Origin of the sequence: Lachnotalea glycerini (assembly GCF_003201285.1) — a bacterium.
Classification (GTDB): domain Bacteria; phylum Bacillota; class Clostridia; order Lachnospirales; family Lachnospiraceae; genus Lachnotalea; species Lachnotalea glycerini.
This window is the reverse complement of the sequence record NZ_QICS01000012.1, coordinates 83,901-103,730: the sequence shown is the minus strand read 5'-3', so window position 1 is coordinate 103,730 and position 19,830 is coordinate 83,901. Positions and strand designations below refer to the sequence as shown.

General features: G+C 34.3%; 17 protein-coding genes. 3 read left to right on the top strand and 14 right to left on the bottom strand.

Going from position 1 to position 19,830, the window contains the following annotated elements; all coding sequences use genetic code 11:
- Positions 1–52: 52 nt before the first annotated feature.
- Positions 53–2,197: a Tex family protein gene (locus C8E03_RS17675; protein WP_110291734.1), complete on the bottom strand. Its 2,145-nt coding sequence runs from the start codon at positions 2,195–2,197 to the stop codon at positions 53–55.
- Between the two features lie 172 nt (positions 2,198–2,369).
- Here C8E03_RS17675 and C8E03_RS17670 point away from each other — a divergent pair, with 172 nt between their 5' ends.
- A complete protein-coding gene (locus C8E03_RS17670) occupies positions 2,370–2,903 on the top strand; it encodes a DUF4190 domain-containing protein (RefSeq protein ID WP_094376826.1) in 534 nt (177 codons plus the stop codon).
- A 95-nt stretch (positions 2,904–2,998) separates the two neighbouring features.
- Here the strand turns inward: C8E03_RS17670 and C8E03_RS17665 are convergent, their stop codons facing one another.
- Positions 2,999–3,772, bottom strand: coding sequence for a DUF975 family protein (locus tag C8E03_RS17665; RefSeq protein ID WP_170123048.1), 774 nt, complete (start codon positions 3,770–3,772; stop codon positions 2,999–3,001).
- A 107-nt stretch (positions 3,773–3,879) separates the two neighbouring features.
- On the opposite strand from C8E03_RS17665, the gene C8E03_RS22975 reads away from it, so the two are divergent.
- Entirely contained in the window at positions 3,880–4,332 is a 453-nt protein-coding gene (locus C8E03_RS22975; protein ID WP_110291732.1) for a DUF2752 domain-containing protein, read from the top strand.
- 107 nt (positions 4,333–4,439) lie between these two features.
- Here C8E03_RS22975 and C8E03_RS17655 read toward each other — a convergent pair whose 3' ends face one another.
- The 11 genes from C8E03_RS17655 to trxB form a co-directional block, all read right to left on the bottom strand.
- Positions 4,440–5,642: a cofactor-independent phosphoglycerate mutase gene (locus C8E03_RS17655; protein WP_110291731.1), complete on the bottom strand. Its 1,203-nt coding sequence runs from the start codon at positions 5,640–5,642 to the stop codon at positions 4,440–4,442.
- Between the two features lie 22 nt (positions 5,643–5,664).
- Positions 5,665–6,882 carry a homoserine dehydrogenase gene (locus tag C8E03_RS17650; protein ID WP_094375819.1) on the bottom strand — a complete coding sequence of 406 codons (1,218 nt, stop codon included), beginning with the start codon at positions 6,880–6,882 and terminating at the stop codon, positions 5,665–5,667.
- A gap of 4 nt (positions 6,883–6,886) precedes the next feature.
- Positions 6,887–7,330 carry an ACT domain-containing protein gene (locus C8E03_RS17645; RefSeq protein ID WP_094375818.1) on the bottom strand — a complete coding sequence of 148 codons (444 nt, stop codon included), beginning with the start codon at positions 7,328–7,330 and terminating at the stop codon, positions 6,887–6,889.
- 230 nt (positions 7,331–7,560) lie between these two features.
- Positions 7,561–8,025 (bottom strand): chemotaxis protein CheW, encoded by a 465-nt coding sequence (locus C8E03_RS17640; RefSeq protein WP_094375817.1) that lies wholly within the window; start codon positions 8,023–8,025, stop codon positions 7,561–7,563.
- A gap of 1 nt (position 8,026) precedes the next feature.
- A protein-coding gene (gene prfB / locus C8E03_RS17635) for a peptide chain release factor 2 (protein ID WP_110291752.1) occupies positions 8,027–9,149 on the bottom strand; the annotation gives its coding sequence in 2 pieces (ribosomal slippage) (positions 8,027–9,073 and positions 9,075–9,149; 1,122 coding nt in all).
- 33 nt (positions 9,150–9,182) lie between these two features.
- Complete coding sequence (gene secA / locus C8E03_RS17630; protein WP_094375815.1) at positions 9,183–11,747, bottom strand: preprotein translocase subunit SecA; 2,565 nt, start codon at positions 11,745–11,747, stop codon at positions 9,183–9,185.
- Positions 11,748–12,013: 266 nt separating this feature from the next.
- Complete coding sequence (gene hpf, locus C8E03_RS17625) at positions 12,014–12,541, bottom strand: ribosome hibernation-promoting factor, HPF/YfiA family (protein ID WP_094375814.1); 528 nt, start codon at positions 12,539–12,541, stop codon at positions 12,014–12,016.
- A 698-nt stretch (positions 12,542–13,239) separates the two neighbouring features.
- A complete protein-coding gene (locus tag C8E03_RS17620) occupies positions 13,240–13,731 on the bottom strand; it encodes a DUF6773 family protein (protein ID WP_110291730.1) in 492 nt (163 codons plus the stop codon).
- Positions 13,728–13,928 carry a helix-turn-helix transcriptional regulator gene (locus C8E03_RS17615; protein ID WP_110291729.1) on the bottom strand — a complete coding sequence of 67 codons (201 nt, stop codon included), beginning with the start codon at positions 13,926–13,928 and terminating at the stop codon, positions 13,728–13,730. The genes C8E03_RS17620 and C8E03_RS17615 overlap by 4 nt, the downstream gene beginning before the upstream one ends.
- Before the next feature lie 258 nt (positions 13,929–14,186).
- Complete coding sequence (locus C8E03_RS17610; protein ID WP_094375813.1) at positions 14,187–15,350, bottom strand: C40 family peptidase; 1,164 nt, start codon at positions 15,348–15,350, stop codon at positions 14,187–14,189.
- A gap of 105 nt (positions 15,351–15,455) precedes the next feature.
- Positions 15,456–16,379, bottom strand: coding sequence for a thioredoxin-disulfide reductase (trxB, locus tag C8E03_RS17605; protein WP_094375812.1), 924 nt, complete (start codon positions 16,377–16,379; stop codon positions 15,456–15,458).
- 249 nt (positions 16,380–16,628) lie between these two features.
- On the opposite strand from trxB, the gene ymfI reads away from it, so the two are divergent.
- Positions 16,629–17,366, top strand: a complete 738-nt coding sequence (ymfI, locus tag C8E03_RS17600) for an elongation factor P 5-aminopentanone reductase (protein WP_110291728.1) — start codon at positions 16,629–16,631, stop codon at positions 17,364–17,366.
- 93 nt (positions 17,367–17,459) lie between these two features.
- Here the strand turns inward: ymfI and C8E03_RS17595 are convergent, their stop codons facing one another.
- On the bottom strand, positions 17,460–19,718 hold the full coding sequence (locus C8E03_RS17595) for a glycogen/starch/alpha-glucan phosphorylase (RefSeq protein ID WP_408609924.1): 2,259 nt from the start codon (positions 19,716–19,718) through the stop codon (positions 17,460–17,462).
- Between the last annotated feature and the right edge of the window lie 112 nt (positions 19,719–19,830).

Sequence of the window (19,830 nt, the reverse complement as noted above, 5' to 3'; positions counted from 1 at the left end):
GTATTTCTAAGTTGTAACAAATAAAAACCCCTCCGAAGAGGGACTATGTGTATTACTGTACTTTCATTGTCAGTTGTATTCTTTTTTTTGCTAAATCTACGCTCATAACCATTACATCTACGATATCTCCGACGCTAACCACCTCGAGTGGGTGTTTGATATATTTTTCTGTCATTTGTGAAATATGAACTAAACCATCTTGATGAACTCCAATATCTATAAATGCTCCAAAATCTATTACATTTCTAACCGTTCCCTTTAAAGTCATTCCCGGTGTTAAATCTTTCATTTCCAACACGTCCGTTCTAAGAATTGGCTTTGGCATTTCATCTCTTGGATCTCTCGCAGGCTTTTCTAATTCTTTCACAATATCCTGCAACGTAATCTCTCCGATTCCCAATGTTTGTGCTGTTTTCTTGTAATCTGATATCTTTTTCGTTAAATGATTCAGGCTTCCTTTTGAAATGTCCTCTAATGAATAACCTAAGTTCTCAAGTAAAGCCTTTGCGGCTTCATAGCTTTCTGGATGTACACTTGTGGCATCCAATGGATTCTTGCCTCCTTGAATCCTCATAAATCCTGCACACTGTTCGTATGCTTTGGGTCCTAACTTTGCTACTTTAAGCAGTTGCTTTCTATCTTCAAAACGCCCGTTCTCTTCCCGGTAAATTACAATATTCTTCGCAATAACCTTGCTGATTCCTGAAATATATTCCAGAAGGGAAGCGGATGCCGTGTTTAAGTCTACTCCCACTTTGTTTACTGTATCCTCTACCACTGCTCCAAGCGCCTCGCTAAGCTTCTTTTGATTCATATCGTGCTGATATTGGCCAACTCCGATGGATTTAGGATCAATTTTGACAAGCTCTGCCAAGGGATCTTGTAACCTTCTTGCAATGGAAGCAGCACTTCTTTGTCCTACATCAAAATTCGGAAACTCTTCTGTTGCCAGCTTACTCGCTGAATACACAGAGGCTCCTGCCTCATTTACTATGACGTACTGAATATTCATTTTTATTTCTTTTATCATATCTACTATAACCATTTCGGATTCTCTGGATGCAGTTCCGTTTCCCACTGAAATCAATGATATATTATACTTTTCAATTAGATTTTTTACAGTAGCTTTCGCTTCTTTTACTTTGTTTTGTGGAGCAGTTGGAAAAATAACTGTAGTATCAAGCACCTTACCCGTTGCATCTACTACAGCAAGTTTACAGCCTGTTCGAAAGGCCGGATCCCATCCAAGCACCACCTTGCCAATAATTGGCGGCTGCATTAAAAGCTGCTCTAAGTTCTTACCAAAAACCTTGATTGCTCCGTCTTCTGCATTTTCTGTCAATTCATTTCGAATCTCACGCTCAATCGCAGGTGCAATTAATCTCTTATAACTGTCCTGAATGATTTCTTCCAATATCGAATTTGTTTTCTCATTTTCTAACTTGATAATCTGCTTTTTTAAAAAGCGAAGAATATCTTCCTCTGGCGCCTCAATTTTAACATTAAGCAGTTTTTCACTTTCCCCTCTGTTTAGAGCTAAAATTCTATGACCAGCTAATTTTACAATCGGTTCTTGAAAGTTATAATACATTTCAAATACTGATTCTGCACTTTCGTTTTTTGCCGTTGAAGTTAAGATTCCTTTTTTCTCAGTTATATTTCGAATATAAATTCTATAGTCCGCTTCATCTGATATATACTCAGCCAAAATGTCCTTTGCACCATCTATAGCATCCAAAATTGTATTGACTTCCTTATCTGGGGCGATAAATGCTTCTGCTTCTTTTTCGATTGAATTTTTAGTATTACCAAGCATTATGATATTGGCCAATGGTTCCAGTCCTTTTTCTTTGGCTATGGTTGCCCTTGTTCTCCTCTTTGGTCTATATGGGCGATATAAATCTTCTACAATGACCAATGTTTCAGCACCAAGAATTTGACTCTTTAACTCTTCTGTAAGTTTTCCCTGTTCTTCTATGGTAGCCAGAACCTGTACCTTTTTCTCTTCTAGATTGCGAAGATAAATTAATCTATCGTTTAAATTTCTTAGAACTTCATCATTTAAAGTACCTGTTGCTTCTTTTCTGTATCTTGAAATAAATGGAATTGTATTGCCTTCATCAATCAGCTTTACTGCTGCTTCCACCTGCCACTTTTTGACTTCCAGTTCGGTAGCTAATTTTATTATAATATCCATAGTTGTTTCATACCATTTCCTTTCCTATTCCCAACATTTACCTCATTGGGCAAACGCTAATTAAAATTATAAATCAATTTTGAATGCTATTCAAGTTGTAATTATTTGTAAGGCATGTTAAAATCTACTTTAGTGATAATTTGGAAACACTTTAAAATTTAGGGAGGACTTTATGGATTTTAACAATAATCAATCAATACCTGAAAATAATTCAGTTAATCAAACTAATAATAATTATTCAAATGATAATCAAGCAAATGGAATGGCTACGGCTTCCCTAGTACTCGGTATTCTTGCAATCATATCTATTTGCTGTGTTTTTGGATCGTATGTGTTTGGAGGTATTGCTATTACTCTTGCCTTATTATCAAGAGGAAAAAATACAAAACTTAGTTCTAATGCATTAGTTGGAACTATTCTTTCCATTATAGGCATGACAATTTCTACTTTCATAATTGCAGCTTATGCTGTTGTGTTATTTACTACCTATAATTCACCGGAGGAATTTATGAAAGATTATGAATCTTACTACGAAGAATATTATGGTTCTGAATTTCCTTATCAATTTGATTATAATGATAACTCTGGTTCTTATAATTATGATTATAATAATGGCTCGGATACATTTAACTATTATGATGACGGTACATACGATTATTATAATAATGGTCAGCCTGAAATAATTAAATTGCCAAAAACATTATAAAATTACTAATTTTTCTTTTTACTGCAAATTTTTCAGTTAAATACAAAATGCCGGATGAATTTACTTCAGCCGGCTTCTTTTAACTTATCTTATTCTTATTGAAAGTGATAATCGTGTTCTGATTCTATAACTTCATTTGTGTCCTTGGCTATAGTTTCCCTAAGCTCTCCTCTTAAATCCATATAAAAATATGTAACCGTACTAAATAGATATGGCTCGACCCATAGCATTGATAACCCACAACTTAATAAAGACAATAGCTGCCAGCCAATAAATGAAATAAGTATATAAAAGAACCTGCCTTTGTGACCTTTCATCATGGTACGACATGCTTTTAATGCTTCAACAGCAGAATGCTGAAAATTATCTGACATAATATAAAAGGTTAAACCATAATTAAGATTAATCATAATCACTAAAACAAATCCTGCAATAAAAGCAAATATAGCCATTAAAACAATGGAAATACTTTTTGTTACAGCATATGCTGCGACTAACAAAATTGCAGGTAAATAGCATAAAATTCCCATAAGACTGATAAGCACTGCTATAATAATTATTTTATCAGGATGATTGGAAAACCCCCAGAAAATATCACTAACTTGATAATTCTTATTTCTACATAAATTAGTATAAAATCGAATTAATCCTACTCCAAGTACAGTTGACAACAAGGATATTATTATTATTATTACGTAATAAATAATGACAGAGGTTGTGTTATTCTCATTATAAAATAATGCTGCTATTAGTGTTACTGGTAATGTGATTAATCCCGACAATAGTAAGACTCCTATTGCTATAGCATATCTTCCTTTTAGCTTTTCTCTAGCCAAAGCCTTAAGCTCTGCAGATGATTTACAATTCATATATATTAACTCTCCATTCTTTTTCATAATCTTATTAAGTATAACATTAACACTGATAAAACTCAATATTGCATAGAAATATTTAAGTGTGATACCATAGTTTATAAATGATACGTTCACTAAAGGAGATTTTTATGAATACAGATAACGATAAAATGCTTTATCAAATAGGGTTAGCGCTTCTAATACTTGCACTTTTTACGATATCATTGATATACCTATTTCATATTCACTATGAAATATTTTTATTTCCATGTTTATTTCATAAATTAACCGGCTTATACTGCCCTGGCTGTGGTGGAACCCGCTCTGTGCACGCCCTACTGCATGGACATCCCTTGGTATCGCTTCAATATAACCCGATTGTTGTATATTGTGTATGCATATATATCTGTTATATGTTTAGCAACACCATTGAAATACTCTCTAAACATAAGATTAAAATAGGAATGAAGTACCGTGATTGTTATATTTGGCTCGGTCTGATTCTAATTCTTATTTTTTTTATAATACGAAATATTCTTCTTATAGCATTCCATATAGATTTAACAATTATCTAAAAGCTTTAAGTTTTCATGCTGATCTCACACAAATTATTGAAAAATTATTATATAAAAATAACCTGCCAAAATAAAGCTTATTTTAGTAGGTTATTTAAATATAAATGCTATTTGCTAAATAAATAGTCTATGGTTTTATGGCCATTTTCTATGTAATTGCCACTTTTTTTGGCTTCTGCCTCATTATAATTCCATGTATGATTCTGTATATTGGTACTATCATACAGCATATATGGCACTGGATCGCTAGTATGGGTTCTGACACAAATTGGTGTAGGATGATCTGGAAGAACAATCATTCGATAATCTACCTTTTTAGCATCTAATCCGTCTACTACATTTTTTATTACTCTTTGATCCAGATATTCGATTGCTTTTACTTTTCTCTCAATACTTCCTTGATGCCCCATTTCATCTGGTGCTTCCACATGTATGTACACAAAATCATAATCCTGCTTTGTTAAAACATCGATTGCTGCAAGTGCTTTTCCCTCATAATTCGTTTCTAAAGTTCCATTTGCACCTTCTACTTCAATATTAAGCATGGAAGCCCCAACTGCAATTCCTTTTAATAAATCAACAGCTGATATCATAGCTCCCTTTTTATGATTTTTTTCTTGAAAGGAAGAAAGCGCTGGTCTTGTTCCGGCTCCCCAAAACCATATGGAATTTGCTGGATTCAAGCCTTTTTCTTTTCTTGCTATATTGATTGGATGCTTGGAAAGTATTTCATAGCTCTTCTTCATCATAGCACTTAATGCTTTATCCTGAGGTAAATACTGACCAATTACCTGTCCTAGCACATCATGAGGCGGAGTCAGCTCTACTACCTCTCCTTTATCCCATATGAGAAGATGCCGATAACTGGTTCCTAAATAATAAGAAAATTCATGATTCGCCAATTCTTCTTTTACAGCCTCTAGTAAGACTGCTGCATCTTTTGTACTAATCTCACTTGAGCTATGATCAATAATAGTTTTTTCTTCATAGGGTTTATTGTCATCTGATATAGTAACTATATTACATCGGATAGCAATATCTGTTTCTTTCATGTCTACACCAATACTTAGCGCTTCAAGGGGAGAACGTCCCGTATAATAGAGCTTAGGGTCATATCCCAATACAGATAAATTAGCTGTATCGCTACCCGGCTTCATTCCTTGCGGTATCGTATTAATCAGTCCTATCTCTGACATCTTTGAAAGTTCATCCATTTTGGGTGTGTTGGCATACTCTAGCGGAGTTTTACCGCCAAGCTCTTCAAGTGGCTCATCTGCCATACCATCACCTAATACAACAATATATTTCATTTCGTTCACCTCAATTAATTTACTAGTCTTCTATTCGAATGCGATTTATGATTCCTTCACATTTTTCTGCCTTTACCTGATAATCTGCTTCTGTCATAATTTCTGTTACAAAGCCAAATTCATCTTTTAGATCTGAAACTTTAACAACTTCAACCTTACCAAAAATTCCCTCAATCACATTTAGCTGTACATTTTCATTACCACTAACACGTACAAAGAATCTGGTTTTGGAGGATCTGATATCTGCCAATTCAAGCTTTTTATTACTCCATAACTGCATAATGTTTCGATTCAAATGCTTTGCTGCATCAACTACATCGGCAACTACTGCACTAGCCGTCGGAAGTTTACCCGCTCCACTTCCATAGAACATTACATCTCCAAGAACATTACCATGTGCAAATATTCCATTGAATACATTATTTACACTAAATAATGGGTGCTCCGAACTTATCATGAATGGGGCAACCATAGCATAAAAGCTATCTCCTACTCTTTTGCTGGATGCCAAAAGTTTGATTGCCCTTCCCATCTGATTTGCATATTTAATATCCTCTGCCGTTATTTTTGTAATGCCCTCTGTATAAATATCTTCATAATCCACCTGATTGCCAAATGCCAGAGAAGAAAGGATTGCTATTTTCCTGCAAGCATCGTAACCTTCTATATCTGCTTCAGGGTGCCTTTCGGCAAAGCCCTTATCTTGCGCATCCTTAAGCACTGTGTCAAAATCAAGCCCCTCATGAGCCATCTTACTTAATATGTAGTTTGTTGTTCCATTTAAAATTCCCGTAATTTCATCGATTTCATCTGCCGTTAAGGAAGAATTTAATGGTCTGATAATAGGGATTCCACCCCCTACACTCGCCTCAAATAAGAAATTAATATTTTTTTCTCTTGCTATTTGAAGAAGCTCACAACCGTGCTTTGCAACCAACTCTTTGTTAGAGGTACATACACTTTTACCTGCCAAAAGTGCATTTTTTACAAAAGTATAAGCAGGTTCAACACCTCCCATAACTTCTACAATAATTTTAATTTCCTCATCCTTAATAATTTTGTCGAAGTCATGAACAATTTTATTTTGTATTGGGTCACCCGGAAAATCTCTTAAGTCTAAAACATATTTAATATTAATTTCCTCGTTTGCACGTTTGTTAATACTCTCCTGATTCGTGTTTAATACCTCTACAACACCTGAACCTACTGTGCCATATCCTAATATTCCTATATTTATCATCTTGTCACTCCTTAGCTAATATTTTTAAATAATGAATTCCTCTTATTTCTTCTATGTTTTCAATCATTTTAGTTACATCACCTGATTCTGGCAATATGTCAACACTTAATGTTAATGTTGCTATGCCATTAATAGGGATCGTTTGATGGATGGTTAATACATTCCCGCTATACTCAGCAATGCTTGCTAATACCTCAGATAAAAGTCCAGGAATATCATCAAGCTGAATTACAAATGTCATTGTCTTTCCTTTTGTATTTTCATGATACGGAAAAATATCGTCCTTATATTTATAAAAAGAACTTCGGCTTATTCCTACTTTTTCTGTGGCCTCCTGAACTGTCATAACTTTCTCAGCATCCAATAATCTCTTAGCCTCTACTACTTTGAGCAAAACCTCTGGAACAGCTTTTTGTTTTACTACATAATATTTTTCTCTTTCTACCATACAATCCTTCCTCTTTGTTTGCACACGAAAAACATTTGTATTCTCAACAAAGATATTAACACAATTGTTAGTTCTATGCAACCGTTTTTGTTTTATAATTGTTTTTGCACATCAAATTAAACACATTTCTATTATTTTGCTATTCTAGAATTATGTAGTATTTACTCATTTCTTTTTAAACATCTTACAATAAAAAGGACAGGTATACAGCGCCTGCCCTTTTTATTGTTTTATTGGTTTTCCATAAATACTGCTATATTGTCCTGTTCTTCATCTGACATAAGCTTCTCTGTGTTGAGTATAATAACAATGTTACTATCTACCTTCGCAATTGATTTAATATATAAGGTATCATAAGATTTTACAATTGGCGGAACATCAGTAATATTCATTTTATCAATGCTTTGTATTTCACTAACCATATCTACTTCTAGCGCTATAGGCATTTTTTTTATATTTGTTACTATAATTTTTCTCTCTATATTATCCTCTTGTGCCTCCGGTAAATTAAATTTACTTCTCAGGCTAAATACCGGGATAATTTCACCTCTTAGATTTATAATTCCTTTGATATGATTTGGTGCATTTGGTATTCTTACAGTATGCTGTGCCGGTTCTATCGCGTTTACTAAAGATATGTCTATACCATACTCTTCATTGTTCAATTTGAATATAATTGGTTTAATGTCTTCCATTTTAATCCTCCTTATTCCAATTCATGCTGTTCCATTTTAAATAACCATTAATGAAAGAATCTATATTGCCATTCATTACGCTGTCAACATTTCCCGACTCAACATTGGTTCTATGATCTTTGACCATTGTATAAGGTTGCATAACATAGGAGCGTATCTGATTGCCCCAACCAATCTCTTTTACCTCGCCTCGAATATCTGATATTTTATCAGCATTCTCTTGCTGCTTTAATAGATATAATTTTGCCTTTAACATTTGCATAGCTTTATCTTTGTTACTATGCTGAGAACGCTCATTTTGGCATTGTACTACAACTGAGGTAGGAATATGTGTAATCCTTATTGCAGATGATGTCTTATTAATATGCTGACCGCCTGCTCCGCTTGAACGATACGTGTCAATACGTAAATCGTCCTCATTAATTTCAATTCCTAAATCTTCCTCTATATCCGGCATGATATCACAGGAAGCAAACGAAGTCTGCCTTTTACCTGCTGCATTAAACGGTGATATACGAACCAATCGATGTACACCCTTTTCACTCTTTAAATAGCCAAAAGCATTCTCTCCATTTACCTGAAAGGTAATTGACTTAATTCCAGCCTCATCGCCATCTAAATAATCAAGTACCTCCTGAGTAAATCCTTTTGAATCCACCCATTTACTATACATTCTATACAACATGCTCACCCAGTCACAGGCCTCTGTTCCTCCAGCCCCTGCATGAAGAGTGACAATTGCATTATCTTTATCATATTCTCCTGATAATAGTGTTCGGATTCTTACTCCATCCAGCTTATTAATAAATTGACTAAGAAGCTCATCGATCTCTGGGATGAGAGACTCATCATTTTCCTCATATCCCATTTCAATTAATGTTTCAATCTCTTCAAAGGTATTTTTTAATTCATTGTAATCCTCAATATCGTCTTTTAGTACCTTTAATTCTTTCATTCCAGCTTGAGACTTTTCAGTGTTATCCCAGTAACTAGAGGCTTCCATATCTTTTTCTAATTCTTCGATTCTCTTTTCTTTTCTATCTAATTCAAAGTGAATCCCTTACTTCTATTAATCCTTCTACATAGGTGTTAAGCGTAACTTTAAATTGATCAAGTTCTACCAACATCTTCCCTTCTTTCTTCATACTGATTTTATATTATGCTCTGCCACAGCATTGTTTATACTTTTTACCGCTTCCACAAGGACATGGATCATTTGGGTAAACCTTTGTATTTTCACGACGTACCGGAGCCTTTGCAACTGTATCATCCTTATTTGTCCCTGTTACCTTAGCAACCTGTTCTCTTTCAACCTTTTGTTCAATACGAACATGCATTAAAAGTCTGACCGTATCCTCTCGTATATTTGCTGTCATTGCATCAAACATCTCATAGCCATTGAGTTTATATTCTACCAGCGGATCTCTTTGTCCATACGCTTGTAAACCAATTCCTTGACGAAGTTGATCCATATCGTCAATATGATCCATCCATTTTTTATCTATAATTTTAAGAAGAATCACTCGCTCTAGCTCACGTAGTGTCTCCGCTTCTGGAAATTCAGCTTCTTTTTCTTCATAAAGCTTAACTGCATTTTCCTTTAGCATATGCTTTAACTCATTTTTCTTAATATCTTTCACTTTATCCGGTGTAATCTCCTGTATCGGAATAATTGGTATCAATAAGGAGTTAAGCTCGGTTAAGTTCCAATCCTCAGATATGCTGTCATCTCCAACTACAATATCGGCTGCACTTTCTACCGTATCCGTTACCATTTTATAGATAACGTCACGCATACTTTCTCCGTCTAACACTCTTCGTCTTTCAGCATAAATAATCTCGCGCTGTTCATTCATAACCTGATCATATTCAAGCAAATTCTTTCTGATACCAAAATTATTGCTTTCTATCTTCATCTGCGCTTTTTCTATCGCATTGGATAGCATCTTATGTTCAATCTGTTCATTCTCCGGAACTCCAAGCGTTGTAAACATATTCATAAGACGCTCAGAACCAAATAATCTCATCAAATCATCTTCTAACGAAATAAAAAATCTGGACTCACCTTGATCTCCCTGACGACCTGCACGACCTCTTAACTGATTATCAATACGTCTTGATTCATGCCTTTCCGTTCCGATTATCTTTAATCCACCTGCTGCCTTTGCTTCTTCGTCAAGCTTGATATCCGTACCACGACCTGCCATATTCGTAGCAATTGTAACTGCCTTATGAACACCTGCTTCTGCTACAATTTCGGCCTCTAACTCATGAAATTTGGCATTTAATACCTTATGTGGAATTCCTTGTTTTTTCAAAAGGGCACTTACTTCTTCAGACGCTTCTATTGTTATTGTACCAACAAGCACCGGCTGTCCTTTTTCGTAGGATTCTTTTATTTCATGAATTACTGCATACAGCTTTTCTTGTTTCGTCTTATAAACCGCATCCTGCCTATCATCTCTTGCAATCGGTTGATTTGTAGGAATTTCAATAACGTCCATTCCATAAATATCTCTAAATTCCTTTTCTTCCGTTAAAGCGGTACCTGTCATACCACATTTCTTTACATATTTATTAAAGAAATTCTGGAACGTAATATTGGCCAAGGTCTTACTTTCCCTCTTTACTTTAACATGCTCTTTCGCTTCAATTGCCTGATGAAGTCCGTCTGAATATCTTCTTCCTGGCATAATACGTCCGGTAAATTCATCTACAATAAGTACTTGATCATCTTTTACAACATAATCCTGATCTCTAAACATTAAGTTATGTGCACGCAGTGCTAATATAATATTGTGCTGAATTTCAAGATTATCTGCATCTGCAAGATTATCAATACTGAAGAATTTCTCTACTTTGCCAACACCTTCTTCGGTCAGGTTTACAACTTTATCCTTTTCATTAACAATAAAGTCACCTGTTTCTTCAATCTCTTCGCCCATTATTGCAGCCATTTTAGAAAATTCGGCACTTGCTTCACCACGTTTTAACTGTCTGGCTAATATATCACAAGCCTCATAAAGCTTGGTGGATTTTCCACTTTGACCAGAAATAATCAATGGAGTTCTGGCCTCATCAATTAAAACGGAATCCACCTCGTCAATAATCGCATAATTTAACTCTCTCATTACCAGTTGTTCTTTATAAATAACCATGTTATCTCTCAGATAATCAAATCCAAGCTCGTTATTTGTTACATATGTGATATCGCAAGCATAAGCAGTACGTCTTTCATTGTTGTCCATAGCATTAAGAACCGTACCTACCGTTAATCCTAAAAATTCGTGAACTTGTCCCATCCACTCTGCATCACGATGTGCCAGATAATCATTTACCGTAACGACATGTACTCCTTTACCTGTCAGCGCATTTAAATAAGCTGGTAAGGTGGATACCAAAGTTTTACCTTCGCCAGTCTTCATCTCTGCAATTCTTCCTTGATGTAGAATCACACCACCGATTAGCTGTACTCTATAATGCTCCATTTTAAGCACTCTCTTAGCTGCTTCTCTAACTGTAGCATAAGCTTCAGGCAAAATACTATCTAATGATTCTCCGTCAGCAACTCTCTTCTTATATTCTTTCGTCTTATCTCTTAACTGTTCATCAGTCAGAGCTTCCATTGTTGGCTTTAATGCCTCTATTTTATCCACAATCGGATAAACCAATTTTAATTCTCTTTGACTGTGCGTTCCAAATACTTTTTGAAAAAGTCCCATTTATTTTACTCCTATTAGCTAATTTTCTTTGATTTGTACTTATTAAAATTCTCTTAATGAGTATTGTAACACTAAGTATGCCATTATTCAACCAATTTCTAACATGTACACACTCTGTACATACTCTGTACATAATTCGTCTAATATCATTAACAAGTTGATTTTTTTTGTGGTTTTTCTTATACATTTCAAACACGTAATTGTGTACCATAACAAGGTCTTCCCTATGAAATAAAAAACCTGCCAGTTTCCTGACAGGACTTTCCTTAACATTCTGGTTCAATCAAACCATAAGTATTACTCTTTCTTTTATAAACGACACATACTTCATCATTTTCTGCATTTCGAAATACGAAAAAGTTATGTCCTAACAATTCCATCTGTACACATGCATCTTCCGGATACATTGGCTTAATTCCAAACTTCTTGGTTCTTATAATTTTGACTTCTTCATTGTCTTCATATTCTTTATCTATAAACTCTTGTCTAAAATTCAAATCACCATGCTTCTTATCAATAATTTTATTTTTGTATTTCTTTAATTGTCTTTCTATAATTTCTTCTACAAGATCAACTGATACGTACATATCATTGCTAACTTGCTCAGAGCGGATTATGCTTCCTTTCACTGGAATTGTTACTTCTATCTTCTGTCTTTCTTTCTCAACGCTTAAAGTTACATGAACTTCAGTCTCCGGAGTAAAATACTTTTCTAATTTTCCCAACTTTTCATGAATTGCACTTCTTAAACCTTCTGTTACATCAATATTTCTGCCCACAATATTATAACGCATGATGTCCCACTCCTTTACTGTTTGTATTACAATATTACCTTACATCTAATATCGTAATGTAATTATATCACATCTGAGTTATTTTACAATAGCTTAACATTTTGTTTCACATTTTTTTAAAATATTCTCTTAATTTTTTGACAACTCTCTAACATTTTCAATTTCTTCTTGTTATATTTTGACGATATAAAAGTCAATACCTTTTTTCCTTTTTTTGATAGTAAAATACGATTTATTATACTTTCACAAAACATTTGTTTTTATTTTACTTCAAGTTTTTACTATTTCCACATGTATTTTATGTGGATAATGTGGATAACTTAGTGTATAACTCCATTTTTTCGTATTTATCGTATTTTTAGCTGTGGATAACTTTATCTGACAAAGTACCTTTTTTTTAATAATTTTTCTTCAAAATTTTATACTTTGTGCATCTTGTATATTTTATACTTTGTCAATCTTTTTGATTGTTTTTTTTAAATACTTTATTATCTGCTTAATTTATAAATCAACTACATTACTAACTTAATAAAATGATGCTACGATCAAACGGTTCTGTGTTTCATTATCCAACGAAATGAAACACATTTCAAAACTCCCAAATCTCTTGAGCCCCATTAAATAAGATATTTTTCGAATATCAAACTGACCACATATTATCTCCTTGTCAACCGTCTGATAGTTAGGACGCTATTATGCTATTGGTTTTCCTCATCCTCATCCAACCGCTTTTGAATTTTATCTTGCTTTATCTTATTCAGATGATAAAAAAACGACGTTACAATAAAACAAAAAACTGTTGCACTAATAAATGTAACTGCTAATACTGCAATGAAATAACCTATACCATCCTCTATATAGTGTTCTGCGTATCTTGTGTAGTTTAAAATTCCATTAATTACCGTTACGGTAATTCCACCTACTAAGCTAATGATTAAAGGCATGAATTTTGCACGTTTTCCTACGCTGTTAATATCAAGTCCCAATGTCATGTATCGCACTAACTTGTAAATGGACATTCCAAAAAAACAAATAAATTCAACAGCATATTGTTTAAACGAAGCATTTAGATAAAATTGTTGTACTAATATTGATACTAGAAGTACTATCATTAAAATACCATCTACCTCGCTACTTACTTTACGTCGCTGTTCTAAAATTCTTTCATCTTGCATATTTTTTCTTTTCATTTCGATTCCTCCCAAAATAAATCATTTAATGTTTTTTTCAATGCTTTACAGATTGCTATACACAAGTTTAGCGTTGGGTTATAATCCCCTGCTTCTATTAATCCAATAGTCTGCCTTGTCACTCCAACAGCCTTTGCTAAATCTTCTTGTTTCATATCACATTCCATGCGAGCAATTTTCATTCGCTTATTCTTCATATAAATCGCCTCCTTACATTGCATATTATAACATATTTCAGTCATATTGCAATATATATATTGCATTTTTTTAAGATTTACATAAATTTACTTAAAGGTACTTAAATGTAAAAAGTCTAATAGGGGTGATTTTGAATATTTTTAGCATAGTGAGATCATTGTATACCCCTGTCGGTTTATATACTAGGAAATTCAACAATATTTCATAGTATATAAAAAAAAGACCATTTCATTCAACAATGGTCTTTTTTGAATCATTTAATTAACATAACTTACTGCTTTACATGGTGTTCTATAAAATGCATTGGAGATTTTAATTCCTGTCTTTTCAGTACTGGCGTGTACCACTTGTCCATTTCCTATGTATAGTGCAACATGGTTAATGGAACTACCATTTGAATAGAAGAGTAAATCACCTGGCTGTATATCGCTAAGTGCCACTTCTCTTCCTCCTGCACCCTGATCTCTCGATGTTCTTGATATGGAAATACCATTATCACCAAATACAGATTGTGTAAAACCAGAACAATCGGTACCATTTGTCAGACTAGTTCCTCCATATACATAAGGATTACCAACAAACTGTAACGCATAGCTTACAATTGCCTGTCTGGACCCAGAAACTGCCTGTGTACTTCCTGATGTCTGACTAGAGGATTTGCTTGAGCTCTTACTCTGTGCCTGGGCTTTCTTCTTAGCTGCTTCATCTGCTGCTCTTGCTGCCTCTTCTGCCGCCTTTCTCTCTGCCTCTTCCTTTTCTAATCTCGCTTTTTCTTCCTCAATAGATTCTGCCTCTACAAAGTCAGTACGTAAATCAACATAATCACTTGATACAAAACCGACTACATCACTGTCTATTTTAACTTTAACCCATCCGTCAAGCTCTTCCAAAACTTCCATTTCCTCATCAATAGGAACCAAAGTCTGCACGGTGGCGTCAAGGCTTGCATCATCTCTTACCTTCAACGTTGTTGTATTGACTTTTGCAATTCTTGTGCCAACCTCCTTAGCAAGTGCCTCTGCCTCATCACCTGTAATAAAATATTCTGCTTTTATGTACCCTGTAACACTACCCGATTTCACTAAATACCAATCGCCATCCGTTTCGAGTATTGTCGCAGCCGAATTATTATATATCTTGCCTAGAATTTCACTTTCTTCATTCGGTTCACTTCTCATATTAACATAATATGATACTTGAGCAATTGCTATATTATCATACTCAGACGGCTCTAAAAAATCTTTTATCTGTGCATCCGCAGTTACAGGATCCTCCTGATATTTTTCATTAAGCGCTAACGTAATCCCTGCTGTTGGAAGTGTCGTATCCATCGATGTCGCTTTTACGTTTATTGTAGTTCCTGAAATAAAAATCGTTCCGACAATACACCCTGTCACTATTCTTACTCTTATCTTATCCATTGTAATCTCCAATTGTTACATAATTGTTAAATTTGTTACAAGAGTAAGTATAACAAAGCATGGTTTTCTTGTCAATACATGAATAAAATTTGGTATAAATTGGAATCAGTCGAGCTTATTTAAGTAATTTTGTACAGATGTGACCGCATTTGCCCCGTCACTTGCCGCTGTAATAATTTGTCGTAACATTTTCGTTCTTATGTCACCTGCTGCAAAAACTCCGTCGATATCAGTGCTGCAATTCTCCTCTGCAATGATATATTTTTGTTCATTCATTGCCACTGCACTGCTAAATTCATCTGAATTTGGAATGATTCCTACTGCAATAAAAACTCCGTCTGTTGAAATGTTCGTTTCTTCATTTGTTTTTACATTGATAACTTCTAATGAACTAACTTTTTCATCCCCTTTAATTTGCTTTACCTTACTATCCCAAATTATCTCCACATTGTCCATAGAAAAAAGCTTTTCCTGCAAACTCTTGGCTGCCCTAAATTCATCTCTTCTATGAATTACATAAACTTTCTCACACATTCTTGCTAAAAAAATTGCATCCTCTATTGCTACATCTCCGCCACCAACTACACAAGTTGTCTTGTTTCTAAAAAAGGCTCCGTCGCAAGTCGCACAATAAGAAACTCCCATACCTGAAAACTCTGCTTCGCCCGGAACTTCAAGCTTTCTGTATCTTGCACCTGTTGCTATGATAATTGCTTTTGTTTCATAAGTTCCTTGATCTGTGATTACTCTTTTAACATCGTCAACTACTACAATTTCTTGTACGTTTTCTTCGATAAATTTTGCCCCCAGTGAATCAGCATGCTCTCTGAACTTCATACCAAGGTCAAAACCATTAATCCCCTTATAGCCCGGATAGTTATCCACCTCATAAGTATTTAAAATCTGCCCACCGCTCATCACATTTTTCTCAATGGTCAATGTATTTAGCATTGCTCTTTGTGCATATATTGCTGCTGATAGTCCTGCCGGACCTGATCCTATTATGATTAAATCATACATTTTCTTCATCTCCAGTCTTTTGTTTTATTATATTTCAATATTGCTTTCTTATTCAGGTAATAATATTCTATCATTTTTTCAATTTAATACAATAATATTTCATACAATTTTTTATTTATTTTTTATTTATTGATAAACTAATTATATAGTGCTATTATTTATCGAAAGATATCATGATCTTAATATTAATATAAACTTATAGAAAGATATCATGATCTTAATATTAATATAAACTTATAGAAAGGAAATAGATTTGGCATGGAGAAAAAAACAGTTTTAATTACTGGTGCTTCTAAAGGAATCGGATATGATACGACAATTAAATTTGCAAAAGAAGGCTTTAAAAATATTATAATTACCGGTAATAAATCAATAGAAAAATTAGAGACATTAAAACATAATTTGGAAGAAATATATCACTGTAATTGTATGAGCTTCATTGGTGACCTCGGGAAGTATGAGAATGTAGAATTACTTTTTGATAAAATTACAACTCGCTATAAAGGCATTGATATTCTGGTGAATAACGCTGGAATCAGTCATTTAGGACTTCTATCCGAAATGACTATTGAAGATTGGAATCATATCATTAGCACAAATCTTTCTTCCGTTTTTCATTGCTCTAAACTTGCAATTCCCTACATGGTGCATCAAAAGTCAGGAAAAATTATTAACATTTCTTCTGTTTGGGGAATCTGTGGAGCTTCTTATGAGGTTGCCTATTCAGCCTCCAAAGGAGGAGTCAATGCCTTTACCAAAGCGCTGGCTAAGGAACTGGCTCCAAGCAATATACAAGTCAATGCCATTGCCTGTGGTGTCATTGATACGCAAATGAATCAATTTCTTGACGAGGCAGAACGTGCTTCTTTAATAGAAGAAATTCCTTCTAATCGCATCGGTTCACCTGATGAAGTAGCTGATTTGGTCTATGATCTAGCTAAGGGCCACCAATACTTAACAGGTCAGGTGATAAAGTTGGACGGTGGCTGGATTTAGGCAACGGTAAAAGCTTTACTCCATCATGCATCCTGATAAAAGGGATGCATATTTATGGTCAAATCCTCAGCTTCTTTCTATTATAATCTGGTTTTACAATCTCCAAATATCCTCATTATATTGTTGAATGGTTCTGTCTGAGGAGAAATAGCCTGCTTTTGCAATATTTATAAGTGCTTTTCGATTAAAGCTTTGCCTATCCATATAATCCTCAAGCATTTGATCCTTTGTCTTAATATAATCCTTAATATCCAGAAGTGTCATAAACCAATCTTTATTAATCAGCTCATTATATAGACGGACTAAATTACGCTTTTCTCCAATTAAAAGCATATCTCTGGACAAGATAAATTCTACGAGCTCATGAATCAATGCATCCTCTTCATAATAAACTCTTGAAACATAGTCAGCCTTTCTATAATGTTCGATGACCTCTTCACTCTTCTTACCAAAGATGTAAATATTATCATCTTGGACTAGCTGATGAATTTCTACGTTGGCACCGTCCTCCGTTCCAAGAGTTACTGCTCCGTTTAGCATAAACTTCATATTTCCTGTGCCTGATGCCTCCTTAGAAGCCAGCGAAATCTGTTCAGATATATCACATGCCGGTATCAGCTTGGATGCTTTTGTTACATTATAATTTTCTACCATAACTACCTTGAGATATGGATTCACTTCAGGATCATGATCAATTAATTCCTGTAGACAAAGAAGCAAGTGGATGATATCCTTAGCTATCGTATAAGCAGGTGCTGCTTTTGCTCCAAAAATCATAGTAATTTTCTTCTTTGGTAAATTGCCTTTCTTAACCTCTAAGTATTTATAGATGATGTAAAGAGCATTCATTTGCTGTCTCTTATACTCATGCAAGCGTTTTATCTGTATGTCGAAAATAGAGTTTACATCTATTTCTATCCCTTGCGTTTCCATTAAATAGTCTTTGAGTACTGCTTTATTCTCTTGCTTTATTCTCTCTATCGACAATAATACTTCCTTATTATCTTTATATTGTAATAACTGTTCAAGCTTTGCTGCATCTGTTTTGAAACCATCACCAATTAATTGCTCTATATATTGAGCCAATGGCTGGTTGCAATGCAAGAGCCATCTTCGAAAGGTAATTCCATTGGTTTTATTATTAAATTTCTCGGGATATAATTTATAAAAAGCTTTTAATTCTTCCTCCTTTAGTATCTTTGTATGAAGTGCTGCCACACCATTTACGCTAAATCCATAATGTATATCCATATGTGCCATATGAACTCGATTGTCCTTATCAATAATTGCAACCGACAAATCTTCATACTTTTCTTTTACTCTTGCATCCAATTCATTGATAATTGGTACTAAGTGCGGTACCACCTGTTCAAGATATGCAAGAGGCCATTTCTCCAATGCTTCCGCGAGTATCGTATGGTTTGTATAAGCACAGGTTTTTGACACAATTCCAATCGTTTCATCTATTGAAATTCCCTCTGCTGTCAATAATCGAATCAGCTCTGGAATAATTAGAGATGGATGCGTATCATTAATCTGAATTACGACATACTCGTGCAATTTCCTCAGGTCATAGCTTTCCTCCCTGCACTCATCTAATATGAGCTGAGCCGCATTGCTGACCATAAAATATTGCTGATAGATTCGAAGAAGCAGACCCTGCTCATCACTATCATCAGGATATAAAAAGAGCGTTAGATTTTTGGCTATTTTTTCTTTATCAAATATGATACCATTTTTAACTATACTTTCATCTAGCGTTTGAATATCGAATAATCTTAATTTGTTACTTCCATTATGATAGCCCGTTACATCCATCTCATATAAAATTGATGTAGCAGTAAAATCCTTAAATGCCACCTGATAGGTTATATTTGTTTTGTTTAGCCAGCTCACAGGCTGGATCCAAGGATTAATAGTTTCTATTTGCAGATTATTATCAAACTCCTGCTTAAACAGACCGAAATGATAATTAAGTCCGATTCCATCTGCATTTAATCCCAAGGTTGCTATTGAGTCTAAAAAACATGCAGCAAGCCTGCCTAGTCCACCATTTCCTAAGGATGGTTCCGGTTCTACTTCCTCTATTTCTGTTAATTTCTTCTGATATTTGCACAATATTTTGTTTACTTCATCAAAAAGTCCAAGATTAATTAAATGATTTGATAATAGCTTGCCAATTAAAAATTCCGCTGATATATAATAAAGTTTTCTGCCATTCTTATGCTTCTTATTTGACTGAATACTGCCTTTCGTCAATTCCAGTAATGCATAATATAATTCCTTGTTGTTGCACTCTGCAATACCTTTATTATATCTGCTATTTGTTATCGCTTGTAATTCTCTCTCTATCATTGAATTCCTCCTCATATTAATTAATCCGTCTGAACATATATTGAAATTTTAACACTTTTTGTTATAATGTCAACATAACAAAAAAGGGGTTCTTACAGTCATGCAGAAC